Source organism: Ruegeria sp. J8, assembly GCF_056531925.1.
In genome coordinates, this window is the sequence record NZ_JBQFMR010000008.1 from 164407 (window position 1) to 190454 (window position 26048).

18 protein-coding genes and 1 pseudogene are annotated in these 26048 nt (G+C 55.9%); 6 read left to right on the forward strand and 13 right to left on the reverse strand.

The window, feature by feature from the left end:
* Nucleotides 1–175: 175 nt before the first annotated feature.
* The gene (locus tag ACR0L1_RS17145) at nt 176–829 is read left to right on the forward strand and encodes a GntR family transcriptional regulator (RefSeq protein ID WP_171105627.1); all 654 of its coding nucleotides are present in this window, start codon (nt 176–178) and stop codon (nt 827–829) included.
* Between the two features lie 581 nt (nt 830–1410).
* On the opposite strand, the pseudogene ACR0L1_RS17150 reads toward ACR0L1_RS17145, so the two are convergent.
* Nucleotides 1411–2301 (reverse strand): annotated as a pseudogene (locus ACR0L1_RS17150) (IS110 family RNA-guided transposase); the annotation flags it as partial.
* Nucleotides 2302–2685: 384 nt separating this feature from the next.
* Between ACR0L1_RS17150 and ACR0L1_RS17155 the strand changes: the two are divergent.
* The 4 genes from ACR0L1_RS17155 to ACR0L1_RS17170 all read left to right on the forward strand — a co-directional run bounded on the left by ACR0L1_RS17155 (nt 2686) and on the right by ACR0L1_RS17170 (nt 7464).
* Nucleotides 2686–4044 (forward strand): tyrosine-type recombinase/integrase, encoded by a 1359-nt coding sequence (locus ACR0L1_RS17155; protein WP_480573382.1) that lies wholly within the window; start codon nt 2686–2688, stop codon nt 4042–4044.
* On the forward strand, nt 4041–4712 hold the full coding sequence (locus ACR0L1_RS17160) for a hypothetical protein (RefSeq protein ID WP_480573379.1): 672 nt from the start codon (nt 4041–4043) through the stop codon (nt 4710–4712). The genes ACR0L1_RS17155 and ACR0L1_RS17160 overlap by 4 nt, the downstream gene beginning before the upstream one ends.
* Nucleotides 4713–4835: 123 nt before the next feature.
* On the forward strand, nt 4836–5048 hold the full coding sequence (locus ACR0L1_RS17165; RefSeq protein WP_171211219.1) for a helix-turn-helix transcriptional regulator: 213 nt from the start codon (nt 4836–4838) through the stop codon (nt 5046–5048).
* A gap of 151 nt (nt 5049–5199) precedes the next feature.
* Nucleotides 5200–7464 (forward strand): virulence-associated E family protein, encoded by a 2265-nt coding sequence (locus ACR0L1_RS17170; protein WP_480860037.1) that lies wholly within the window; start codon nt 5200–5202, stop codon nt 7462–7464.
* A gap of 900 nt (nt 7465–8364) precedes the next feature.
* On the opposite strand, the gene ACR0L1_RS17175 is transcribed toward ACR0L1_RS17170, so the two are convergent.
* The 5 genes from ACR0L1_RS17175 to iadA all read right to left on the reverse strand — a co-directional run bounded on the left by ACR0L1_RS17175 (nt 8365) and on the right by iadA (nt 16358).
* Entirely contained in the window at nt 8365–9186 is an 822-nt protein-coding gene (locus tag ACR0L1_RS17175; protein ID WP_480860039.1) for an ankyrin repeat domain-containing protein, read from the reverse strand.
* A 486-nt stretch (nt 9187–9672) separates the two neighbouring features.
* Nucleotides 9673–11409 (reverse strand): Mur ligase family protein, encoded by a 1737-nt coding sequence (locus ACR0L1_RS17180; protein ID WP_480860041.1) that lies wholly within the window; start codon nt 11407–11409, stop codon nt 9673–9675.
* 14 nt (nt 11410–11423) lie between these two features.
* Nucleotides 11424–14225, reverse strand: coding sequence for a cyanophycin synthetase (cphA, locus tag ACR0L1_RS17185; protein ID WP_480536216.1), 2802 nt, complete (start codon nt 14223–14225; stop codon nt 11424–11426).
* A 20-nt stretch (nt 14226–14245) separates the two neighbouring features.
* Nucleotides 14246–15136: a cyanophycinase gene (locus tag ACR0L1_RS17190; protein WP_170608805.1), complete on the reverse strand. Its 891-nt coding sequence runs from the start codon at nt 15134–15136 to the stop codon at nt 14246–14248.
* A gap of 55 nt (nt 15137–15191) precedes the next feature.
* Complete coding sequence (gene iadA, locus ACR0L1_RS17195) at nt 15192–16358, reverse strand: beta-aspartyl-peptidase (protein WP_170387164.1); 1167 nt, start codon at nt 16356–16358, stop codon at nt 15192–15194.
* A 520-nt stretch (nt 16359–16878) separates the two neighbouring features.
* On the opposite strand from iadA, the gene ACR0L1_RS17200 reads away from it, so the two are divergent.
* The gene (locus ACR0L1_RS17200; protein WP_170387162.1) at nt 16879–17430 is read left to right on the forward strand and encodes a 2OG-Fe(II) oxygenase; all 552 of its coding nucleotides are present in this window, start codon (nt 16879–16881) and stop codon (nt 17428–17430) included.
* Nucleotides 17431–17635: 205 nt separating this feature from the next.
* Here ACR0L1_RS17200 and ACR0L1_RS17205 read toward each other — a convergent pair whose 3' ends face one another.
* The 7 genes from ACR0L1_RS17205 to ACR0L1_RS17235 form a co-directional block, all read right to left on the reverse strand.
* Complete coding sequence (locus ACR0L1_RS17205; RefSeq protein WP_480860043.1) at nt 17636–18946, reverse strand: MFS transporter; 1311 nt, start codon at nt 18944–18946, stop codon at nt 17636–17638.
* Between the two features lie 400 nt (nt 18947–19346).
* The gene (locus ACR0L1_RS17210; RefSeq protein ID WP_170555235.1) at nt 19347–20732 is read right to left on the reverse strand and encodes a M20 family metallopeptidase; all 1386 of its coding nucleotides are present in this window, start codon (nt 20730–20732) and stop codon (nt 19347–19349) included.
* A gap of 12 nt (nt 20733–20744) precedes the next feature.
* Complete coding sequence (locus ACR0L1_RS17215) at nt 20745–22151, reverse strand: amidohydrolase (protein ID WP_170482638.1); 1407 nt, start codon at nt 22149–22151, stop codon at nt 20745–20747.
* A 20-nt stretch (nt 22152–22171) separates the two neighbouring features.
* Nucleotides 22172–23176: an ABC transporter ATP-binding protein gene (locus ACR0L1_RS17220; RefSeq protein ID WP_480860045.1), complete on the reverse strand. Its 1005-nt coding sequence runs from the start codon at nt 23174–23176 to the stop codon at nt 22172–22174.
* Nucleotides 23173–24150, reverse strand: coding sequence for an ABC transporter ATP-binding protein (locus ACR0L1_RS17225; protein ID WP_480860047.1), 978 nt, complete (start codon nt 24148–24150; stop codon nt 23173–23175). The genes ACR0L1_RS17220 and ACR0L1_RS17225 overlap by 4 nt, the downstream gene beginning before the upstream one ends.
* On the reverse strand, nt 24147–25070 hold the full coding sequence (locus tag ACR0L1_RS17230; protein WP_480860049.1) for an ABC transporter permease: 924 nt from the start codon (nt 25068–25070) through the stop codon (nt 24147–24149). Before ACR0L1_RS17230 ends, ACR0L1_RS17225 begins: the two co-directional genes overlap by 4 nt.
* Entirely contained in the window at nt 25067–26044 is a 978-nt protein-coding gene (locus ACR0L1_RS17235) for an ABC transporter permease (RefSeq protein WP_480860051.1), read from the reverse strand. The genes ACR0L1_RS17230 and ACR0L1_RS17235 overlap by 4 nt, the downstream gene beginning before the upstream one ends.
* Nucleotides 26045–26048: the final 4 nt, after the last annotated feature.

Consider the following 26048-nt stretch of genomic DNA (forward strand, 5'->3'; position numbering starts at 1 on the left):
AAACCGATGATAGCGATCGAGCTGCTTTGCCCAACTTGGCCACGACCGTATTGGGGTTTTCGCGATTCCGCAATAATGTATGATATTTTTATTTTTACCATATATCAGTTTGGATTGTTGATGTCTCCGAAAAATGCTAAGTGAACGAGGAAACTGATAATATCGGGTGAAACGCATGGCGAAACAGCCGTCTACGATAGGTGCAAACACCTATCAGCGCATCAAGCGGGATATCATCTTCGGGGAGCTGCAACCCGGCTCCAAACTGAAGCTGGACGCCTTGAAGGAACGCTACTCGGCAAGCCTTTCGACACTTCGTGAAACGCTGAACAGGCTCGCCAGCGACGGATTTGTCGAAGCTCCCGAGCAACGGGGTTTCCTGGTCACACCAGTTTCACGAGAAGACCTGACCGAGATTTCAGAGCTACGGGTCCTGTTGGAATGCCACGCGTTGGAATTGTCCATTGCGAATGGCGACACGGATTGGGAAGGCAACCTCGTTGCCGCACACCACAAACTGCATCTGATGGAACAGCAGCTTCTCAAGGGCGACGAGTCGGAGAAAGAAACCTGGAAACGATATGATTGGGAGTTTCACCAAGCGATGATCGCGGCCTGCAACTCCAAAAACCTTCTGTCTCTGCACTCCATCATCTACGACAAGTACTTGCGGTATCAGATGCTTGTGCTGACTTATCGCGGCGAAGAGGCGGTCAAGGAGCACAAGGGCATGTTCGATGCCGCGCTGGCCAGAGACGCCGACACGGCGAAGAGGCTGTTGGAAGATCACATTCGAAATGGTCTCTCACATACGCTTGAGGCTATGTAGCTCGCTGTTGTTTCTGCCTATCACCATCACCTGGATCAGCGACACGGGGCCTGATAGGCAAGCTTAATTTCTGTGCTTACCAGATGAATTTCGTAAGTTCATTATTCAACTTCCTTACCCCGCTGCATCAGGCAGCCGAATAAACAAGGATGAGAACGCCAAGCTTCTGCAGCCAAGGGTTGCTTTGCACCACCGCAACAAGCCGCGAACGTCGTTGAAGCGGTTTTATGTGAAGCGATCTCTGGTTGAGTGATCAGCGCCCCAGCGGACCCAACGCACCTTTACTTAAATCTGTCTGGCAGCAGACATTGATCCCAATTGCAGAGATCGGCCGTCTCGAGCCCATTTGTATGTACCGGCTGCTGTTCGCAAGTGAGCTTTTGCACGTTTTCGGAAGTCGCTGATATGTATCCGGCCTTTTTGTCGGCACGCGGACCGTGGCCATTTTGGGGTTACGCTCGCACCTTGGTCTCATTAGCTGCTAGGCCGTGATGGCCATCAGGGCTCTCAGACTCTGGGGGCGTATAATTTCCGTTCCATGCGTTTCTCGTTCGCGAACTCCTTTGGGTCAGGGCCGGGTGTCAGACACCGACCATGACTTCATCTTCTTGGGCGTCAAATGGCGTTGCATGTCTCAATATGCTCCAGGCGATACGTGCGAGCTTGTTTGCCAGGGCAACGGCCAGTTTGTTGCGATGCATGCGTGTTGCGGCTCGGGCAAGCCAATCGCCAAAGCTGAAATCTGCCCATCGGTGAGGGCGCATCAGCACCACATTGGCGGCCTGAACAAACAGCATACGCAGGTATCGGCTGCCACGCTTTGAGATGCGCCCGAGAACTGTCCGACCACCGGTGCTGTACTGCCGGGGAATGAGGCCAATCCAGGCGGCAAAATCACGTCCTCGGTCAAAGGCTTCGCCCCGGCCAACCGCCGCAACCATCGCGGTCGAGATCAGTGGTCCAATTCCTGGGACGGTCATCGCGTTGGCGCAGCTCTCCTCCGTGCGGCTGATCTCTTCGATTTCCCGGGAGACGGTCTCTACCCGTTCATCCAGCCAAAGCCAGTCGCCATACAGACCGCCCAGAATGGCCCGCATGCGTGGAGACATCTCATCCTGCCGATCTTCAAGAATTGTCAAAAACGAGCTCTTCAAGGCATGGAGCCCCTTGCGCACGGTGATGCCTTGTTCGATCAGAAAGGCCCGGATCTGGTTGATCGTTGCCGTGCGACGGGACACCAGTCTCGAACGCACCCGGTGTAGCGCCTGCAGATCCAACTGATCCTGGCTCTTCTCCGTCACCGTCTTCAGATTTGGCCGCAGCGCAGCCTCCGCAATCGCCTCGGCATCATTGTAGTCGTTCTTCTGCCCCTTGATAAACGGCCTGACGTAGATCGCCGGGATGATCCTTGGCTCAAATCCCAACGCCCGCAACGTCCGTCTGACAAAGTGCGCACTCAGACAGGCTTCCATCCGCGTTCGCCACGTGGCAGATCAGCAGGAACAAGCGCCTTCGGCGTCTGATCTGCTAATCAGCCCTGATTTTCCCAAAAGGAAGTTAGGATCAATGAAATCGGTCTGGGTGCTGGATGAAGGAAGTTAGGCGAAAATGGCAAGGTTCTGTCGCTGGTGGCAGAACTATGTGTCGCCTGACAAAATCACCAAGTGGCGGACCGAGGAGGATTCGAACCCCCGACCCCTTGATTCGTAGTCAGGCTTTGGGGCTTACATTGGGCTTCACAACGTTGCACAAAGTATCATTAAGCATCTGAATTAACTTATATATTGTTTCATCCAGATGGACTACGTATCCTTGTCTTTGAGGCCACGGTGGCGACACATTCTGAGGTACCCCAAATGCCGACTGTGCGACTGACCCGCAAGACCATTGCCACTTTGCAAACAGCGGAAAAGCGCGTGGTGTTCTATGACGAAACGCTGAAGGGCTTTGGTCTGGCAGTGCGCCCCACTGGCTCGCGCAAGTGGATTGTAGAGTACCGGCCTGGCAATGGTGGACGCGGTGTTGCAAAGAGACGCTTAACGCTGGGTGATCCCGAGATGCTTACACCGGAAGCGGCACGCACGATGGCGAAGGACATTCTGGCGAAGGCACGGCTTGGTCAGGATGTGGCGGCCGAACGCTCGAACGAACGTGCGGCCGACACGGTGGCTGAAATAGCCAAAAAATGGATGGCAAACCATGTGGAAGCCAAGCGCAAGCCTAGTACGGTTGCACTGTATCGTGGAGTTCTCGACTGTCATATCCTCCCCGCCTTGGGGTCCAGAAAGGCCGTTTCGCTGACACGGCAGGACGTCTCCAAGATGCACCAACGCATTGCTGCAAAGGTTAAGGTCAAGGCCGAACCCCGAGCACGGCGTGGGGCGGCAATCAAGACTCGCGGCGGTCCCTACATTGCAAACCGTTGCTTAGCCGTCTTGAAGGCAATGTATTCATGGGCACTTGATATGGGACTGCTGCCGGAAGGTACCGCCAATCCTGCCAAACAGGTCGAGGCATTCAAAGAAAAAGGGCGCGAACGGTATCTTTCTGAAGCCGAAATGGGCAGGCTCGGCAAAGCATTGCGTCAGGCAGAAACCAGTGGCCTCGCATGGAAGGCGGACGAAACCAATCCCAACTCAAAACACCTACCCAAACCAGAGAACCGCTTCACGCGCTTCGACGTTTTTTCGGTTGCCGCAATTCGGCTGCTGCTTCTGACCGGTGCACGTTTGCGCGAGATTCTGCACCTCGAATGGCGGCACGTAGACTGGGAGCGTAGCCTCCTCCGACTCGAAGATTCCAAATCCGGAGCAAAACCAATTTTCTTGGGTAGTGCAGCTATGTCGGTTCTTGAAAGCTTGCCTCGGCGCGGGCGCTACGTAATAGCGTCCAGTTCGGCTGGTACGCCAGACGAAAAGCCCCGTGCAGACATAAACCGGTGCTGGTACGCGGTGCGTGCCGTTGCTGGGCTGTCGGACGTTCGGCTTCACGACCTGCGCCACAACGCGGCAGCCGTAGGCGCAGGTGCCGGTCTGTCCCTTCATCAAATTGGCGGACTCCTGGGGCACTCGCAGTCCAGCACCACACAACGGTACGCGCATTTGGCGTCCGATCCGATGCGCCGGGCCGCAGATCAAATCGGAAATACCATTGCATCAGCCCTTGGGCTCTGTGACGATAATTTGGTGTCCTATGATCATGAAAACCGCACATGAACAACGAAAAAACTGAACACCCTTTAGATGCAAACGATTCTGAGATTGAAACGCTCGAAGTCGAACTACCGCACTTAACAAGACACGAACGACTAGGAGTGTTTCAGCTTCGAGACTGGCTTCAGCGGCCGAATTGGTCGGCAACTGAAACCATGTTTCTGCTGGCGGGCATAGATCCGGAAGTGTCGATAAGTTTGGAACCGGGCGGTTGGTGGTTCCTTCCGGGCACACCGAGCCACGTCAATGAAATGGAGTTGAATGACCGCTTTGAACGACTGCGAGGGGTGGCGGTGCTCAGCGGAACAATTAAACCCAAAAATGCAGTCCGAGCGGCCGTTGAAGCCGGTATTGTGGTACCTTGGCTTGATATTGCTCTAGCGGACGAGATTTGCCGCCGGTTCTTTCCAACGGACTCAGCATACGGTGACACTAGGTCTGTACAAGCCCCTTTGATGGCCTCTGAAGTCGCCTCAATGGGTGGGAAAGCCAAATGGGATAGGAAACCAAATCCGGACCGAGAACTGTTTTACCCTCTCTTGCAGGAGGGCCTCAGTGCCGGAAAAACGGTGGCGGCAATCATAAAAGAGTTCGCGCATGAGTTCGATTATACCCCGCCTGATAGCACGATTTACAATTGGGCGAAGAAAATTAAGTCCGAGGCTTCCTAGGTTAAACGGAACTGCATTTTGGTTTCCACCTACTTGCGCTTGGAATCTAATTACTTGCGTTTATTATGATAAATTCAAATTCTATGCATTTTGGTCCGAACTGATCAAAGTCCGGAGGCTAATATGCAAACCCAAAATATCCCTCTCTATATTGACACCGTGACGGCGGCGAAGGTCCTTGGATTGTCCCGTTCATTGCTCGAAAAGTTCCGTTTTCACAAGGACCCAGATGGCCCACCCTACGTGATCTTTGGGCGCTCAGCTGTTCGGTATCACGTTCCCAGCCTTTTAAAATGGGCAGAGGCCCGAACTGTAAACGCCGCGACGCAGGGTTGACGTAGATTCGGACTGCACAGCAGTACGTTCTACGCTCTCAGCCAAAGCCCCGTTCTAGCGAAAACTGACAACAATATTCGACGATGAACCCCTCGCCGCGACCATCGGCAAGGGGTCTTCGATTGCACCAAACGGAAGAAAGGTACGGTAAATGAATACCCCAAACAGCAATATTGAACAAGGCAACAATCTGCGACCTGCACTGGATAACCCGCTTGCGATCACGTTTTTCGCAAATCGCTATGCGCAACAGTCTGAAGAGGAAGAGGCAACACTGCGGCAGCTGGCGAAGCGCGTGTCCAGCGGCGAGTTTTGCGCTTCCAGCAAGAGCGCAATGGCCCATATCAAGCTCGGCCGCTTTTCTGGCGAGCGCACCGAGAAAAACGCGCTGCGAAGTAACGCGGCTCACATCGCTATCTCGGGCATCGAAGTCGACTACGATGCGGGCTTGATGAGCCTTGATGAAACCGAAAAGCTACTACGTAAGGTAAATGTTGCCGCCTTTCTATACACGTCGCCTTCGCATGACCCATTGAACAGAAAACACCGCTGGCGCGCCTTGTGCCCTTGCTCAAAGGAGTTGTCACCCTCCGGCCGCGCACAGCTGGTGGCCAGACTGAATGGGGCGTTGGGCGGTGTGCTTGCTAACGAGTCTTTTACCGCATCTCAATCTTTCACCTTTGGCTATGTATTCGGCAAAACCACACCGGACGTCCGGCTAATAGACGGCCGTTTTGTCGACCAGTGCGACGACCTCGATGCCAATGCCATAGGAAAGCGCGAGAAGAACTTGTCCGAGCCGATGGCAGCGGTAGACCTTTCCAACGACACCGGTCGTGTGAAGGCCGCAGCGGCGATGCTGCGGCAATCCGCAAAGCGACTGGCGGCCACAATCCAAGGGGAAAACCGCAACGGCGCGCTTGCCCGCGAGGCGTTTCTATTGGGCGGTCTGATCGCCAATAACCTGGTACAGCCAGACGACGTATTTGATGCCTTCCTACCCGCTTTGGAATCCAACGGCTACCTTGCCGCCTACGGCGGCGAAAAGGACGCCACGCGAATAATCACGACACAGCTGAAGCACGGGGCGCTGCGGCCGGTAGACCCTCTGCCCGATCTATCGCACATGCTGACCTTGGAGGACGTGCCCGAGGCGACAACAACGGGGCCCAAGAAAAGTAGTATGATTGATCCCGACGATTGGGACGATCTAATCGGCCTGGCTCCCCCGCCGGGAATGGTCGCACCAGATTGGGGCAGCCCGATCACCTTAGGAAACGGACAGCTGGTGAACAATTTAAGTAACACCATCCATATCTTGGGGCGGCATATAGATTCGATTGTGCCCGGGCTGCGCTTCAACAAACTGAATCACGAAATGGAATGGGAAGGCGGGAAGGTCGACGATGCCACATTGTCCCTAGCGCAAGTCGGGATCGAAACGGCCGGGCTGAACAAGGCAACGAAACAGAATGTCACAGATGCTTTAGGGGTAGTGGCTAGACGCTTCGCCTACCACCCAATTTTGGACTACCTTAACGGGCTTGAATGGGACGGCGGGCCTCGGATTGATGATTGGCTAATTCGGACCGTGGGAACCTCAGATACCCCCTACGCCCGGGCAGTTGGCCGCAAGATGCTGATTGCAATGGTTGCGAGGATGATAGAACCGGGCTGTAAGTTCGATCACATGGTGGTCTTCCATGGGGCACAGGACCAAGGAAAAAGCACGCTTGGCGAAATCCTCGCTGGGGAGGGCTATTTCAGCGATACACTGCCTTCGATCCATAACAAGGAGGAAGCGATGCGTCATCTGGTCGGGCTGTGGCTGGTTGAGATGGCGGAGTTGGCCCCAAGCCGCAAAACGGATCAAGAAGACCAAAAAGCGTTCCTGTCGGGCAAGATCGACCGTGTGCGCTTCCCATGGAGCAAATTCTATACAAACGTTCCACGCACGTGCATCTTTATCGGGACGTCCAATGATGATGAGTTCCTGCGCGACCCCACAGGGGGCCGGCGCTTCTGGCCAATTAAGGTTCCAGGGTTGATCGATATTCCGCAGCTGCGAACTGAGCGCGATCAGCTTTTTGCCGAAGCTGTGGCCGCCTTCAAGGGCGGCGAACCATGGTGGATGGATCGGGAGTTCGAGGTCGCACACGCCCGCCCGGTGCAGGACGTAGCCCGAGAGATCGACCCTTGGGTAGAAAAGATCCAGCGGTACGTAGATGATGACCGCGTCGACCGCTGCGTGATCCGCATGGGGGAAGTTTTCAGCGATGCTTTGGAGCTGAAGCCGGTAAACCAAACCATGGCAAATTCCAAGCGGGTTGGGGTCATCTTAAAATCAATGGGCTTCGAAAAGATCCACACGCGGAGCGGGAAAGTCTGGATGCGAGGGGCAAATGAACTGTTGTGACCCCTGCCGCGCCCCTCATACACCGCTGGAGGAGTCACGCAATCCTATTTTATATCATGCTGTTACACTATTGTGACCCTTGTGACCCCTAATATTAGGAAGGTTGATTGGGAGTGATCCCGAGAGGGTCTGAAAAGGTTGTTGAGAGTACCACGGAGAGATTTGCGATCTACGGGTCACAGGGTCACGAAGGCTACACTCCCCGGGTTGTCGATTCCCGTGGCCCCTCCTGCAGGGGAGGCTCCCCCATGTGGGTGGCAAGCAGTGGCGATGTAGGCGGGAAAGGTGCTTATGGGGGGCTATGACCTAAGGAGAAACCTCGCTTGGGTCCCTCCGAGAAGAAAGCCGCCCCTGGGGGGTGCGCGGAGCCCCGGCTTTCCGTAGTTTTTGGGGCATCCAGCGATAACAGACCTATTTCGATCTTCGTAGATTGTTCCAGCAACTCGTGCCAGCTAGCAATCAAAGATCCAACCCTAGGATTGCTTCCTAGGTTCTGGACTCATAGTCGGATGGAGCGTCCCACCAACGCAAGCCATTGCGAATTACATGGATGACGCCGCTGAGAAGCTTTCGGTCGTCTCCACGAGCAACCCCCCGTGGCTTTAGGAACATATGCTTGATGCGGTTGAGAAGCTCTTGGTCCGGCCAGAATAGATGCGACATGGACTATCCTCCTGACACCCTTGAAACACGAAGTTGTCGCCCTTGGAATCAACGCAGTGATGTCCGCAGTCCGGGGTAAAGCCGTCATCCGACTAAAACCGTCAGATGACGACACTGAGCCCAATGTGACCGATGCTTCATGGCAAACAATTTTCGGAGTGGGTGAAATGCAGACGTTCGCTACACTTTGTCATCTCCCAGCAAAGCGGGACAAACTGGTCGCCATCCGAATTCAGCTCAATCTTTCAATGTTGCGAGATATGCAATGATATCCACGCGATCTTTTTCATTTTCAATTCCGAGCATCACTTTGGTCGTCCCGGGTAAAAACTGATATGGGCTAGCGAGATAGCTATTCAGTGTATCTGCATCCCACACCAAACCTAATTCGCGCAAATAACTTGAATAAGAAAACTCGGGATCGGACGCAGTGGGTCGTTCGAATACTCCCCAAAAGTTGGGCCCATTATCACCTGTTATCCCCGTCGACGAAGGTTTGCCGTGGCAGACTTCGCACCCCTTGGCTAGAAACTCTCCATTTGAAACATTGGCACCTTGCAACTTATCGGCAATCGGTTGGCTCTCTACTCGCTGTGGCGCTCCCGCTTCGATGAGCACCTCGGCGATTTCTATGTGCCCCGCTCTCAGCGCCTGATGCAAAGGAGTTGAGATATATGGTTCATAGCTGGCTGGATCCGCCCCAGCCTCAATGAGCACTTTTACTACTTCGATATGACCATACCCGGCCGCATGGTGGAGAGCGGTTCCAACCGTATAAATATCATTTCCCTGATAGAAAAAAATTGTGGGATCGGCACCTCGCTCAAGAAGAAGTTCAACCAACTCAGTATGGCCGAATTTTGCCGCAACAAAAAGCGGTGTAACGCCCGGTGCACTTGTCATGTTCGTACTGCGAAGTTCGAGCGGCACACCCTTTTCTAGCTCCGCGAGAACGCCCTCAATATTTCCACGTTTGGCGTGAAGATGGATGATTTCCGCCAATGCCTTCTCAAACGGAAAGATGAACAGCGACAGAGTAACTATTATTAGTCGAAACATATGCGCCTCCGAATTCAACGGCTTAAGCCAATCATAAGCAGATTGAGTCGTTGTACCAAATTCTACGGAAGAAATGGGTTCCTGTGCGACGTTCGCGCCAGTTCGTCAGCTTTGTGGTCGCTCGCAAAAGAAGTATTACCACCATCGCAACGCATGATGGCTAAGCGGGCTGCATCCGCAGCAATTGAGTCAATTTATGGATGTCGGCTCGGAGTCAATTTCGAGGGCCTGCTGCTTCGCACAGAACGACAGCATTTTCCGCACTGCGGTCGTTGAGTGGAATTCACTCAAAGTCTCCACTGAGCCCAAAGTACCGGATACTGCGCAACGATCACTTGGCGGGTTCTGCACCGTAGTCCGCCTCCGATCGGTCTCAGGTCGAAGGTGCAACATTTTTGGTGCATACTTCCCTGCCTGTTTGCATTTTCGCGCGCTTACATCGCCGTGTGCTAGCTACAACTGCGTGACACCGGCACCCGGCTCTGTTTATCCGTCGAGCATCGCGAGCACGGCGTCGCGTTCGGACAGGACCAACAGCAAGGCAAGATCACCCGGTTCCAGCTTTTCCAATATCATCGAGGCAGCTAGAGAGGGCGAAGATGCTCTCAGGACTTGTTGCGCGTCATATCCCTGTTCTAAGGCGGATTTTTTGATCAGGTCCGGGATTTCTCCCAATTCGCGACCTCTTAAATACCCTTCCAGTTCGGCTGCGACGACCACGTCGGGCCGGAAATTTAACGCCGTCGCGGTAACGTCCCGAATATCCTGATCCGACCGATCGCCAGCATGGCTGAGCATAATGTAACGCCGTTTCGCCGGTAGGCTTGACAGCGCATCGCAAACGGCCGAAATCGAGTGCGGGTTATGCGCAAAATCCACAAAAACACGCGCATTATTGTAACTAAACTCGTTGCAGCGTCCGGGGTTGTCCTTGGCGTCGGGTTTGAACCCGGCCAACCCATCCCGAGCCCCCTGAACGGGCAAGTCCAGTGCCAAGGCAAGGCACAGGGCCGCCAGCGCGTTCAGGATATTGTATTTCGCAGCGCCGCCCATGGTCAGGGGAACATCGGAAACTGCAATGACTACCTGTTCGACCGCACCGTCGAAAAAGACGATATCTCCCTCCTGCTCATAGGCGCAGCACTTGCCCGCATCACGCGCCTGACGGACAAGGTTGTTCTGCGCATCCAGCGAGAACCACCAGATATTTGCGGATGTATTTTCCGCTTCTGCGCGGACATACAAGTCATCGGCATTCAGTGCCAGCACGCCACCCTCGGCCAGCGTGCGATGCACGGCGAATTTGGCCTGAGCCAGTTCCGGCACCGTGTTGACCCCGTATTGCCCCAGATGGTCGTTTGCCACATTGGTGACCGCCGCTGCCGTTGCCGCGCGGGTCGGCAGACCCCGGCGCAGGATACCTCCGCGCGCGACTTCCAGACAGGCGACCTCCAGCCTTTTGTCACGCAACAGCATTCGCCCGCCGCCGGGGCCGGAATAATCGCCACGGTCGAGAATGTCGTCTCCCACCCGCACAAATTCGGTCGAGGTCAGCCCGGCAACCTTGCCCGAAGCGCGCGCGATCGCCTCAAGTAAACGGGTTGTGGTTGTTTTGCCGTTGGTTCCGGTTATGAAGGCCACCGGGATATTGTGCAGAGCCGACCAGTCCAAGTCATCGGGGGTAGGCAGCGCATCGACCGGCCAGGTCTGACTGCCAGTACCGTGCCCGATCGACACTTCGTCATCATCGCACAGGATATCCACACCATGCGCTTCTGCTGCCGCAATCAGGGCGATCAGCGCGGGATTGGCTTCCTTCTCCATAACGCTTTTGACATCCGCAACCATCTGATCGAAATCGCCGGGCTCGGATGCCAACAGTTCGGCAGCACAGAAATGCCAGACGGTTTGCACCGCGAAGATAGCGGAATAGAGCTGATCCATCGGTGCTGAAATCGCCAGATTGACGCCACCGGTGAAACTGCGGTGGGTTACGTCCTGATCCTGCCAGCCAAGTGCGTCCAGCACGCGGCGCGCGTGTTTTTCCCACAAAGCAGTGACCTGCGCGGTGCCGGTATCGGTGAAAAACACATCCATCACCGCGCCGGGGCGGTTCCACAACAGCCCCGGCCCGGTCAAGCGTCGGGCATCGTCTACCCGGATATGATCGGCGTACGCGCTTTCAATTGTCAGCGCGTTTTCAAGCTCTTCGATCCGGTCCATTCCGGTACCCCCGCTTAATCCGCGTCTTCGCTGATGTCGCGGGCCAGGCGCACGCCGCGCGCATCCCGGATCAGGTTCTGGTCGCTTTCGAACATGTCCTCGAACGAGGTGTCGATGGGGCTTGCCACCGGCGCAGCCTCTGTGACCGGCGCTTCGCTATCGGAGTTGAAATAGATGATCTGCTTCCAGCAGCGCGTTGTGTCATCACCGAAAATCACCAGCAGATCGCCCGGTGCGGCCTGTTCCAACGCTGCAGTCACCGCTTCGACCTCATCCGGGATGATCGTGATCGCGGCATCATCGACGCCGTTGTCGATCAGGGCCTGCCGCATCATTTGCGGTACTTCGTCGTGTCCACGGCCCCGGCGGCGGTCATCTGCCTTGCAGATGAAATGATCAAAATGCCCGGCCAATGCGGCGGCCCCGTCGATGATATCCTCATCGCGCCGGTCGCCGGGCATCGCAACAACGCACAGCCTTCGGCCCTTGACCTCCAACTGATCGGCCAGAGCCGCCATCGCCTTGAGCGCGGCAGGGTTGTGGCCATAGTCGAGGATCACCTTGAAGGGATGCTCGTCATAGACATTCATCCGCCCGGGTGCCTGGAAATAGCTGGTGTCGAAGGTGCGCAGCCCATGGCGGATATTGTCCAGATCCACTCCGAAACTATAGGCCATCGCGGCGGCGAACATCGCGTTCTGGACGTTGAAAATGGCCTTGCCTTCCAATGCCGCTGGGATCAGATGCGACCACAGCACCGGGATATGAAGACCGTTGTCATAAATGGTCAGCATGTCACCATTCATGCCCTTTTCAAGCACAATTGCCTTGCCGCCTGCCTTGATATGTTCCTTGACCAGGCTGTGCCCCGGATTGGTGGTGACATAAAAGATCTGATCCGCACCGGCATAGTCGGCCATTTTCAAACAGTTGATGTCATCGGCATTCAGAACTGCGGTGTCGGTGGCGCTTTCCACCACCACGCGTTTGACAACGGCCAGTTCCTCAACCGTGTTGATGCCGCCAAGACCCAGATGATCTGCCGAGACGTTCAGGCAGGCCGCTACGTTCGAGCGCTGATAGCCCAGACCCGAGCGCACAAGTCCGCCGCGTGCGGTTTCCATCACGGCGAAATCGACCGCAGGATCACGCAGCACGATCTGTGCCGACTTAGGCCCGGTCATGTCGCCCTTGACGCTCAGCTTGCCGTCCACATAGACACCATCGGTCGAGGTCATGCCAACGGTCTTGCCGCTGGTTTTCATGATGTGCCCCAACATCCTTGAAGTGGTCGTCTTGCCGTTGGTTCCGGTGATTGCCGCGATGGGAATGCGGGTTTCCTCCGTGGCCGGAAACAGCATGTCGATCACTTTGCCCGCCACGTCGCGCGGCTGACCTTCGGACGGTGCCACGTGCATCCGGAAACCAGGGGCGGCGTTCACCTCGACAATCGCGCCGCCGATATCCTTGTAGGATTTGGTGATGTCGTCGATCAGGAAATCGACGCCGCCCACATCCAGCCCGACGGCCATGATGGCACGCTCGGCCATGTCACGGTTGTCAGGGTGCACCACATCCGTCAGATCAATGGCCGTGCCGCCAGTCGACAGGTTCGCCGTCGAACGGAGATAGAAAACTTCGCCATCCGGCAAAACGGTCTCTTCGTTAACGCCCGCATTCTCCATCAGGCGGTTGGCTTGATTGTCAATCTCAAGCATGGTCAACACTTTTTCGTGCCCGATGCCACGGCGCGGGTCCTGGTTCACGATGTCAACCAGTTCGGAAATCGTGTGCGTGCCATCGCCTACCACATGGCCCGGCACGCGCTTGGCTACAGCGACCAGCTTGTTGTTCACCACCAGCATCCGGTGATCGAACCCGGTGATGAAGCTTTCCACCAGAATGGCGCGGCTGCGGGAATGTTCCTTGGCTTCGGCAAAGCCTGCCTCGACCTCTTCATCCGAGTTCAGGTTGATCGAAACACCACGCCCATGATTGGCATCGAGCGGTTTGACCACCACCGGGTGCCCGATCCGTGCGGCGGCGCGCACGGCTTCACGCGCGGAATAAACCATGCGTTGCTGCGGCACAGGCAGGCCCAGATCGTTCAGCAGATTGTGGGTGTCTTCCTTGTCGCAGGAAATCTCGACCGAGATATGCTTGGTCTCAGAGGTTATGGTTGCCTGAATGCGTTTCTGGTATTTGCCGTGCCCGAACTGAACCAGTGACCCAGAATTCAGCCTGATCCAAGGGATGTCACGCTCTTGCGCGGCCTTAACCAATGAGCCGGTAGAGGGACCAAACTCCTTGCGCTGCGCCCGCAGCACAAAGCTACGCAACTCGTCATCCCAGTTGAATTCCGGGTCGAAGTCGTAGTCCACCTGTTCCTTGAGGGATTGCGGCAATAGATGCATCAGCAGCCGCATTGCCAGCTTGCCTGCGTCCAAACCAACATCGCGCTGGCGGTATTCGTAAACCATGTTGTATTGGCCGGGTTCGCCTGTGCCGCGCGTGCGGCCAAAGGTTACATCCGAACCGGCCACGTTCTGCACTTCGATGGCACAATGTTCCAAAACATGACCAAGCCAAGTGCCTTCATCTTCGCGCAATCGGCGGATGAAACCACCGGGTTCGCGGTAGGAACAGCCATGTTCCGCCAGACCGGGAAGGGCCTGGGTCAATGCATCAATAAACTCGGAACCAATTTTGGCCGAAGGCCAATCTTCCAGAACGCCCAGATCAATGACGTGGCGAATGACCGGAAAACTTGCCCAGACATTCGGGCCGACAAAGACATTGGTCGAGATTATTTTCATGAGGCTCCCCGTTGGTTAGCTTATTGTTTCCCCCCGCTGGCGGCCTCATCCTCGGACAGATCCGGCAATGTGCAGAACGCCATATGCTCATCCGGCGGAAAAGCCTGGCGAGCCGTCAGATCATAACGGCACCCTTCACCCAGAACGTCAAGCCGAAGTCCAAGAAGGCTGAGTGCTTCGCCGCGACGGGCATCCCACATCGAAGAATGGGTCAAATGGCTGGCATCCACCACGGTAACCGTTCCGCTGCCGATTACTTCAAAGACGTTATCGGGCCCAATGAAGGCCGCCGTGTCTTCGTCAACGCCCAATCCGATTAGAAAAGGGTTAAAAGATGAAGCGGTTAGCAATCGACCCAGGCGGTTGCGTTGGGTGAAGTGCTGATCAATGATGACGGCGTTGGTCAGACCCATACCGGGAGCCAGCGTGATGTTACCTTCGGCTGGACCAGAGTTGCTGCTGCCACCTGCTACCATATGCTCGGACATGATCGAAGCACCGGCCGATGTTCCTGCAACCGGCACCCCTGCCGCGTTTCGGCGCCGGATTTTCTGGGCGACCAGCGTGCCTCCAAGAATCGCTGACAGGCGCAACTGGTTCCCACCGGTCATAAAAATTCCGGTAGCACGATCCAGCATCCCCGCGTAATCCGGGTTGTCGCAATCGGCGCGGCGCGAGATAGGCAGGAATTCAACCTTGCCTGCACCAAGCTCGGAAAAGATGCGGTTATAGTCCGGTCCGGTTTCTTCCAGCATCGAGGCTGTTGGGATTACGATGATATCAGCGTCGGCACCGCCGGACAGTTCTACGAACTTTCGGTGAATCTGCATTTCCTTGACGCGGTCTTCACCGCCGCCGATCGGAATGATGAACCCGCGCGGGGTTTCTGCATCAACGGGTGCAGGGCACATATCTTAACTACCTTCCGGTGCTATAGCGGGCAGCCACCGGGGACCGCGCGGACGCTCAAACCTGTTCATACATGCCGCGTCGGGCTATCTGGCCGTCGCGTACATGCCATTCCCCCCGGGCCATCACATGCCGCACGGCAGTGTTTTCGTCAAGAACGACCAAATCAGCGTCCATACCCACGTTCAGACGACCTTTTTGGTGCAGCTTCAGCAGGTCGGCGACATTTGAGGTCAGCGGAGCCAGAGCTTCGGGCATTGGTACTCCTCTGTTGGTGAGTTCGCGCAGCGTGTCCGGCAAAGTGTCCGACAAACCCACACCAAACCGTGTCAGATTGCCTTCATGGTCAAAGGCGGGCAGGCAGCCACCACCGTCAGAGCTGATGGTGAACCGGTCGGCGTGACCGCCCAAATCGCGAAACTGAATGTAGGCCTCAGTAGCAGAGATGCCCGGCTCGACATGTCCGCAGGGGAATGCGGTAGCGTCGATGTAACATCCGTGCCGTGCTAGCGCCACGGCCTGTTCGAAGAGTGGTTTGTTGCGATTGACATGGGTTGGATTGAAGACGCGTGCGGGGATTTCGCAGGTCGCGATAGCTTGTTCCAACATTGACAGCCCTCGCTCGCCATCTCCCATATGGCAATGCACAATCCCCGCCTTGCCAGTCATCAGGCCTGCGACATGCGCTTCGCTTGCGATCCGCAGAAACTCGTCCAATGTCGGTTGGCTCGACCGGTGATCACTGATCGCCAGTTCCCCAACACCGATGACCGGATCAAGGAACACAATGTCTCCACGGGCTGAACCGGTGAGGGTGGTCAGTGGGACGTGATAGCCACCGGTGTGACACCAGGCTGAAAGTCCTTCTTCGCGCAACCCATAGGCCTGTTGCACCAGCGTCTGCGTGTTGCGGGTCAGATCGTCCGTGCCCAATACTCCAACGACTGAAGTGACACCGGCACGCGTGAAAGAGGACAGGACAAGCGGCGGCACCCGACTGGCTGGTCCGGTTTCACCGCCACCGCCAGTTATATGCGCATGCCCATCAATAAAACCCGGAACAACCGCTGCGCCTTCGACGTCAATGATCTCTGCCTGAAGCTGGACAGGCAATTCGGGTTTATTGCTGCCGAGGTAAATGATGCGTTCACCCGCAGTGAGAATATGGCCCAAACCAACAGGTTCAGGTGAATAGAGGCGCGCATTCTTGATGAGCTTCAACACGTTGCAAATCCGTCAGTAGGAGCGAAGACGTCCTTCTTTGCACCAAATGGCCGCAGAAGAACCATCCCCTTTTTCGGGGAAAGCGTAGATGTCGGTCGTACGCCACTAGCAGACAATGAGAAAAATGAAGCGGATGGCAAGGTTGTCCGCGAAGTAGTCGTGTTTAAGGGTTGCGGCGAACGGTTGCTCCGAGCCCAATCTGTCTTATGCTGCGGAACAGCCGAATGTCCGCTTTTCTCCCGGGCGACCATCACGGTACGCGCCATCGCAATGACCTTAAGCCAGCGTGGAATAAACCTCGGCAACTCGCTGAAAGGTCCAATAGCAGGCGATAGCCGCACATCGTATACCGTTTGGGATCCGAGAACGTCTAGGGTGAATTCCAAATCCGGATTCCTGGACCCAAAACAATTGAGATTGTAGAAAAATTACGTCGCTTTCAGCCTCTTAGGTCGAAAACAGCGTAGCGCCATCTGTGCGTTTTGGCAAAATCCAGTTCCAATCAAAAATGGTGTACAGAATGCTGGAAGTTCATTCGATTCCCGGTGCATTTACCGCGCGGGAATGTGAGCAGATTGTTGCTGCATCACAAAAAGCCCCGGCGAACGAGGCTCTGCTTGTCGGGCAAAACAAGGATCATAATCTGCGCAGAGCGGATGTGACCTGGCTGGACGACGTCGAAGGCTCTGATTGGGTGATGTCACGCCTGATCAATGTTGTCCGTCGCTCCAACACCGACAAGTTTGGCTTTGATCTGAGCGAGTTCGCCGAAAGTCCGCAGATTGCCTGCTATAAAGCATCAGATGGTGGTCATTTTGCGTGGCATTCCGATATCGGCGACGGGCCTGTTGCCCGAAAAAGAAAGCTGTCGCTGGTGGTTCAACTCAGCAAACCCGGAATGTACGACGGCGGAGACTTGGAGATAATGCCGGGCGCTTATGCTGTAACGGCCAGCCGACATCAGGGCAGCGCGACCATCTTTCCCAGCTTCTTGTTGCATCAGGTGACACCGGTTGAGAATGGTGATCGGTATTCGTTGACGGTCTGGGCGCATGGCCCGACGTTTCGGTGATGATTTCCGTACTCGTTTGATTAAGAGTCCGAGACTACAAGGCTAACGGTTCCTTTCGTGTAGGAAACAGAGTCGAAAGAGTTAAGCTTGCCTTTAACACATTCGCTGAAATGGCATTTCTTGTAGTCCAACGTCTCTACTAAATCCTAGAAGCTGCACGGTACTGACGCCTGAGTTGCTTTGGTCACTCAATGGCTGGCTTCTATTATGTATCAGTCGGTAAGCGACTGGCGACTGATTTCTCATGGACTAAGTTTGGCAGGCTCACCATATCAGAAGCAACTTTGCCTGCTTCCTTTGAAGTACTTTCGACAGATATGCGTGTCTGGCCCAACCGGGGGTGCAGCTTACGAGCCAGAACCCACGTCCAAAGCAAACCTGCGCCACCCGCAGCGAACACGCCAGAGAGCGGTGCAGCGAGAAGAACCAGCCAGGCGGCACCAGGTGTAATAATACCCGAAACGTCGCGAAAGCTCGAGTATATTGCTGACATCTCAGTTCGTTCGGAAGGTTTGACTGCGATAAGGAACGGCAAACCAGCGGAAACATCGAGCAAGATCAGGAAAATCGAGCCCATCATTAAGAATGCGATTGTGACTTCAGGGATTCCGAATGGAACTCCAGCAAAAAGAAACAGCAGCCCGGACATGAGGAATCCGGTTCTGACTGCTGCGCGTACCGAACTGCGCTGCATGAAACGAAGCATCAGTGGAGTGCAAAACAGGGCGGCATTGGAAATCGATAAAGCAATCCCTCCAAGCTGGCTGCCTAGCCCGTTCTGAACCGCATAGATGGGCAGGTATACGACATAAATCCACCACCCACAGGAACGAACGACTGCGAATACCCATCCGGCAACCAATCGCGGTTGCGCAAAAAACCTCCCGAAATAGGCGAACGGATTTGCGGGAGCGCTTTGGCTTCTGGTGATGAGCCTGCCGTTTCCGAGGCGCATAACAAGAAAGATGAGCAGCATGACAATCGCCGCACCGGCTGCAATCAGGAACGGCGCAGGTCGCCACCATTCGTACAATATCGCGCCAAGTGCAGGCCCAGCCGTCCAACCCAGCGCGCTGTAAAAAAGCCGCGATGTCTCAAAACGTCCCAGTTCAATCCTGGCAACATGGTCGAGTACATAGGCGTTGAAGCACACAAATGTCGTCACAACGGCGAAAGTTGTGAGTGCGAGCCCCGCAATAACGGCAGCAGGGGTCGCAACGGTCGTCACAACCGCACCCGCGACGTACGAAAGAGTGCCGAACACATAGACCCATCTCCGTGGGACAAACCGGATCAGGTAGGGAACCAGAAGACCGATCAAGAGTGATACCGCGCCAATGGCGAAATAAATTTCGGATACAAATCGCGCATCCTTCAGCGCGTTGTACATCGCTACCGGAAAGACAGAGATCAAAATACCCCTGGCAATCGCCTCCGTTCCCGCCAGAATGGCGAATCCCCGCACGCTGGGTGCTGGCGCATGGCGAAGCCATTCTGGTATTCGACGTTCGTGCATGAGAAGTGCTCAATGGACTGGGAACTAGTCAAACCTGTTTCCTCATTTTATCTTTCCTGCCAGCGACCCGATGTCGTTTTTGCTAATCGTGCAAGTTACAAAAATTCAAAAACGGAATTTCGTTTTCTCTTTTTGGGAGCCCGCTTCGCTGGCGTTCAATTTTCAACGCTGATTACACCGAAAGGATAGCTTGAACTCGGGCTGGATTGGCCCAGCAGAATGGCCGCATACCGGAAATCATTGCTCAACCGAAAAATCTACCGCTGCGGATGCAAGCACTTTCAGTATGAGCAATAGTCGTGGCTACAAAAGTCGGTTTTGTCCGCATAGTGGTCAGTTAAAGTCGGGAGTGCGATACCCGCCCGATCCAGGTATGGATGAAAGCCTTTGTGGCGCGCGGTCAGAGTGGCCTGGCAAGGTCACCAATATCCCAGAAAAGACCGGCCATTGCCCGCAATGCATCACGCGACACCGACTTCAACACGTGTTCGTTTGGCGCGTGCTGTGAACAGCCACGATAGGAATGAGGCACCCAAATCGTTGGGAGGCCGAGCACATCGGAAAAGACCTCATTGGGCAGGGAACCGGCGAGATTTGGCAGAATATGTGGCCGCTTTCCAGACGTTTCTTCCAGCGAACGCGCGACAAACGACACCCAAGGATGCTCCGGCGATGTCCGCGTCGCATCGAAAAATCCGCGGTCGTGAGGTTTGATCTTAACGATCTGAAATCCTCTTGCATCAAGGTGGCGACGAAGGGCCGACAGGATACCGGCTTGATCGGTGCCAACAACGAAGCGGAGCTGACAGGCGGCCTTGGCATATCCCGAGATCGCGTTAACCGGCTCTTCGGGGACACCGCTTTTCATTGCGAGGATCGCAAAGCTGTTCCAGCCAAAGACCCGTTCGGCCGGTGTCAGACTTTCTTCGCCCCAGTCTTCGTCAATCTTCGGACCGCCATCTCCGCCTACCGGCAAATTGCGCAGGGTATGCCGGATGTCTTCGGTTAGGCTGGTCGGCCGCCACTCTGGTATTTGGATTTGGCCCCTCACATCGGTGATCGTCGAGAGGGCTTGCGCAAGGATCATCGCGGGGTCGGCAAGCAAACCGCCCCAGTTACCGGAATGATGCGCGCCGTCTCGAAGGTCAACGATGAGGTCGAACGAATTGCCGCCCCGTGCACCCATGAACATCGTCGGCGTGTCTGACTGAAGGCGTGGTCCGTCCGATGCGATCAGGACATCCGCGGCAAGGTTTTCTTTGTGCGTGGCGCAAAACTCCGACAGCCCCGGCGACCCCATCTCCTCACCCATTTCAATAAGGATTCGAATGTTGAAGCCGAGTGATCCACGAGCGTCGATGACGGAGCTCAACGCAGCCAAGTTGATGAGGTGTTGTCCCTTGTTGTCAGCGGTACCGCGTCCGAAGAGGCAATCGCCCTCATCCACAAGACGAAACGGGTAAAGCCCGTTGCGCCACTGATCGGTTTGGGCGCGGATCACGTCGCCATGCCCATAGGACAGGATCGTTGGGCCTGTGTCGTCCTCGATGCGTTCAGCGACAAGGATAGGACCTGCATCTGGCACAGGGTTCGGGTGTATTGCACAGGAGAACCCAAGACTGTGCAGGCGCGGAACGAGGGCTTCTTCAAGATAGCGCGGAAGTTCCGCCGCTTTCTCTGGTGTCTGGCTCTCCGTCTCATGGGCAACCAGTTCGCTAAGATCGGTTGCAAATCGACCGCTGTCAAAATATTCGGCGACGTTGTCTATGGCAGCAGCGCGGGTCATGTTCACTTTCCCTCAGACAGGTGGGCGCACGTCTGCAGGGATCGGACATGTGTACGGCGTTTCGCCCAGATGGTCTTGATGCGTCGCGCGCGCAGCATCGATGCGTGACGGGTCCTCAACCAGTCGACAGGCTGTCGCGGCCATTGCCTTTGCGGCGTAGATCATGCCTTTGTGCGCTGCGGGTGCCTTGCCTTGTGCAACTGTTTGCCAGGTATGAAATGGCGTTCCAATTGCGCAGGTCGCGACCCGAGCCTGAACCGTCGGAACAGCCCAACTTACATCCCCGACATCTGTTGAGCCTTCGCCACCATCGCTGTGGCGATCAAGAGGTGCGATGAAGTCGCAGAGTGCGAGATCCTTTTTGGGCTTAGCTCCGATCCGCTTGAAGGTCGTGTTGATGTCAGCCGTGGTCAATGTAGTCTGAATCTCACGGGCAAAGCTGAGGTCTGACTCGTCAAAGGCGACGGGTCCGAGTTTCTCTAGCTCGTGCTGCATGGTTTCTTCCAAAGGACGGTTTCCAAGCAGGTTTGAAACGCCGGAAAAGACCTGACTTGTGACCTGCGTTCCGGTCATCAGCGCCGCACCATCTGCAATCTTTCTGACACGCGTAACCAGATCGGCGAGGTCGGGTAGCGAACTGGCGCGGACGAGCTGGCGCACCGTGGCCTTGGCCTGCACCACATTCGGCGCAACACCACCTGCATCGAGATAGGCGTAGTGCACCCGGGCGCTGTCGGGCATGTGCTCGCGCAAGTAATTTACACCGATGTTCATCAGTTCAACCGCATCAAGCGCCGACCTACCCAATTCCGGTGCACCCGCCGCATGGGCAGCTTTTCCATGAAAAGTGAAATCGATCCGGGTGTTTGCGAGCGATCTGGCCTCATTCACGCCTGTGAAGGTCGCTGGATGCCACGAGATGGCTGCGTCGACATCATCGAACAGTCCTTCACGCACCATGTATGTCTTGGCCGCGCCCCCTTCTTCAGCGGGGCAGCCATAGTATCGCACACGGCCCTTGATGCCGTTTTCGGCCAGCCAGTCTTTCACCGCCGTCGCGGCCAAGAGTGCGGCGGCCCCTAACAGATTGTGACCACACCCATGCCCGTTGCCGCCCTCTTCAAGCGGCTGATGTTCAGCCACACCCGGCGCCTGGCTCAGATATGGCAGCGCATCGAACTCACCGAGGATGGCAATCACCGGACCCTCGTCTCCTGCTTCGCCAATCACGGCCGTAGGAATGCCAGCTGCGTTCTCTGTTATCTTGAACCCCTGAGCGCGTAACATCTGCACATGTTCGGCGACGGACTTGTACTCGGCATAAAGCGTCTCGGGCGTGTCAAAGACTCGATCTGACAAGGCGATAAAATCATCACGATGGCGGTCGACGTGGTCCCAGATCGGATCGGCGTTTTTCAAGGGGCTCTCCAGCTTCTCGTTCAAACGGTTTCGGCGTGTTCCAGCAGGCAAGCCGTTTCGCGCCCGCCGCGCCCCGCTTTCAGTTCAGGAACAGTGGTGCGGCACTCAGCGGTCGCCACCGGGCAACGCGGGTGGAAGGTACATCCAGATGGCGGATCTAACGGCGACGGAATTTCCCCCTCAATCGGGGCAAAATCACGCCGGCGCTGATCAAGGCGCGGAGCCTCTGCAAGCAGCGCTTTCGTGTAGGGATGGCGCGGGTCCGAAAAAATTTCCTCAGTCGATGCGCTCTCGACAATGCGGCCCAGATACATGATCGCCACGCGGTCGGCGATGTGTTCGACGACGCTCAGGTCATGGCTGATGAACAGATAGGTCAGGCCCAGCTCTTCGCGCAGATCCATGAACAAGTTGATAACCTGCGCCTGGATCGACACGTCCAGCGCAGCGATGGCTTCGTCGCAGACAAGGAACTTCGGCTTCACGGCGAGCGCACGTGCAATTCCAATCCGTTGCCTCTGACCGCCGGAAAACTGATGCGCGTAACGCCGCTTGAGCGACGGGTCGAGGCCGACCTTGCGCATCACGTCGTCCACGTATTCCGCACTCCCTGCCTTGCTGACGATCCCATGCATACGCGGTGCTTCGCCGATGATATCTTCGACGCGCATTCGCGGATTTAGGCTGGCAAAGGGGTCCTGGAAGATCATCTGAATTGCGAGGGTCGCCGCGCGTTTGTCGGTGCCGTTCAACGTCGCAACATCTTTGCCTCCGTAGAACATCTGTCCGTCACTTGCAGGGTGAATGCCGGCAACAACACGTCCCAAAGTGGACTTGCCGCAGCCGGATTCGCCGACCAATCCCAGAACCTCACCCTTTTGAATCGACAGGTTCACGTTATCGACAGCATGGACCGTTTCTTCCCGGATGTTTGCGCCAAGTCGCTGAGCGATTTTCCCCGCGACGTCCAAACGTTTGGTGAAGCGCTTCGAAACGCCTCGGATTTCAACGAGCGGCTCAGTCAAAGCGTCGTCTCCTTGGTGCGTTGCGGATTGAAACAGCGAAGGCTGCGGCCATCCACGTCCTTAATCGGGGGGCGCTTGGAACACGCTGCCGTTAGGGCCTGACAACGCGGTCGAAAGGCGCATCCTTCAGGCAGGGCGAGCATGTTTGGCGTCATCCCTTCGATCTGGAACAAACGCTGCCCACGCCGGTTCGCCGTCGGAACCGATCCGAGAAGCCCTACCGTATAGGGATGCAACGGACGGTCGATAACATCGTCGATACCGCCTTGCTCAACGATCCGTCCTGCGTACATCACCGAAATCCGGTCCGCGAGCCCTGCCACAACGGCAAGGTCATGCGTGATCCAGATCATCGCGGTTCCCGTGCGTTTCGTCAGCTTCTGTGCCTCGTGGATGATCTGCGCCTGAATTGTCACGTCGAGCGCTGTCGTCGGCTCGTCGGCAATAATGAGGTCCGGCTGGTTCAAGAAGGCTGTCGCAATCGCCACGCGCTGCCGCATCCCACCGGAAAGCTGATGCGGATAGGCTTGCAATCGCTCTTCCGGCGATGGGATGCCAACCAAACCAAGCGCATCACGGCTTCTTTCCCAAGCGGTTTGGCGGCTTACGTTTTCATGGGCGAGAATGGCCTCGATCATCTGCGTATCGACGCGCAGGACCGGGTTGAGCGTCATCATCGGATCCTGAAAGATCATCGAGATTCGGTTGCCACGCAAGGTCTTGAGTCGCTCTTCCGGTGCGTTCGCGATCTCGTCACCATTAAAACGGATTGACCCATCGACGATGCGCCCGGGAGGTTCGATCAGCCCAAGGATGGAAAACCCGGTGATCGACTTGCCCGACCCGGACTCACCCACCAGACCCATTACCTCGCCCTTGGAGACGGTGAAATCCACACCATCTACGGCCTTTACCACACCCGCGTGCGTGAAGAAGTGGGTCTTCAGCCCGCTGACTTCGAGTACTTCAGTCATCTCTTCAACCTCGGGTTCAGAACATCGCGCAACTGGTCGCCAACAAGGTTGATGGACACCACCGTCATTAACAGCGCGACGCCGGGAAAAACGGAAATCCAGTAGCGTCCTGAAAGCATGTATTCGAATCCATTTGCGATCAGCACCCCGATCGACGGCTCAGTCTGTGGAAGTCCTACGCCAAGGAACGAAAGCGTCGCTTCCAATGAGATCGCACTGGCGGTTTGTACCGTGCCAACGACAATCAGAGGCGCCATGCAATTCGGGAGAATATGCCGAAAGACGATCCGCGAACGCGAAATGCCGAGACATTGTGCGGCTTCAACATATTCCTTTCCACGCTCGACAAGCGCGGTCGCGCGCACCGTGCGGGCGTAGTAGGCCCATTGCGCAATTACGAGGGCAAGAATGATCTTGTCGACACCCTTACCAAGTGCCGCAACCATCATCAGCGCAACCAGCGATGCCGGGAACGAAAGTTGAAGATCCACGATGCGCATAATGAACGCTTCGGTCCGGCCACCAGCGTATGCCGCGACCAGACCGATCGCCATACCGATCAGAAGGGCAATCACTCCAGATGCAAGCCCAACGGTCAGAGAGATACGCAAACCATAGAGAATTGCCGAGTAGAGATCGCGCCCAGACCCGTCCGAGCCGAGCCACATTGTATATCCGTCGAAGGCTTCGGAACCTGGCGGCAAGCGTCCATCCATGACGCTGACCTGACCAAGATCGTAGGGGTTCTGCGGTGTGATCCAGGGTGCCAGGATGGCCAAAAGAACGATGATCAGGAATATGCCGAGCGCCGCTGTCGCGATCCTGCTTTCGAAGAACTCGGCCCGAAATCGCTGGAACGGCGTCTCGACCTTAGGGGATTTGGCGGTGGTCAGCGAATGATCTGTGACGGTGTCGGTCATGCGCCCTGATCCTGCAAACGAACCCTCGGATCGAGGATCGAGTAAAGTATGTCGACGATCAGATTGATCAGCACGAAGAACAGTACGATGATCATCAGATAGGCGACGACGACAGGCCGATCCAATTGCAGTATTGCGTCGATCAGCAGTTTGCCCATTCCCGGCCACGCGAAGATTGATTCAGTCACCACCGAGAACCCGATCAAACTGCCGAATTCGAGGCCCATGACGGTCACTACCGGGATCATGATGTTCTTCATTACATGCACCAGAATGATGCGTCGGGTCGAAAGCCCTTTGGCCCGGGCATATTTAACGTAATCCTGTCCCAACGCTTCCCGGACACCCGCTCGGGTGAGACGGATTGCCAGCGAAATCTTAAGAAGTGCCAGGTTGAGAGCAGGCAGGAAGATGTGGCTCAACCCATCGAGCGAAAAAAGGCTGCTGTGAATCCCAAGAAACGAGCCGATGTCGCCACGACCTGTCGCAGGTACCCATCTAAGTTCTACGGCAAACAGCATGATGAGCATTAGTCCGACCCAGAAGGTCGGCAGCGAGAAACCGAGAATCGAGCCAGCCATAACGCCTTTGGAAAGCGGGCTGTCGGGATAGAGCCCGGCATAAAGCCCCAATGGAATTCCGATCACGATGGCAAGGAAGAGTGCACTGAAGGCCAGTTCCATCGTGGCAGGCATATGGTGCAGGATCAGTTTGAGCGCGGGCTCACCGAAGACGAAGCTATCGCCGAGGTCACCCTGTGCCGCACCTTTGAGGAACAACCAGTACTGTTCCCAAATAGGCCGATCCAATCCAAGCCGTCGAATGGCCGCTTCGATGTCAGCCTGATCCGCGTCGGGGCTTACCAGCATGTAGACCGGGTCACCAACGATGTTGACGCCAAAAAAGACAATCACCGACATCAGGAAGACAACAAGCATTGCTTGCAGCAATCGGCGAATGACAAAAACGGTCATGAGG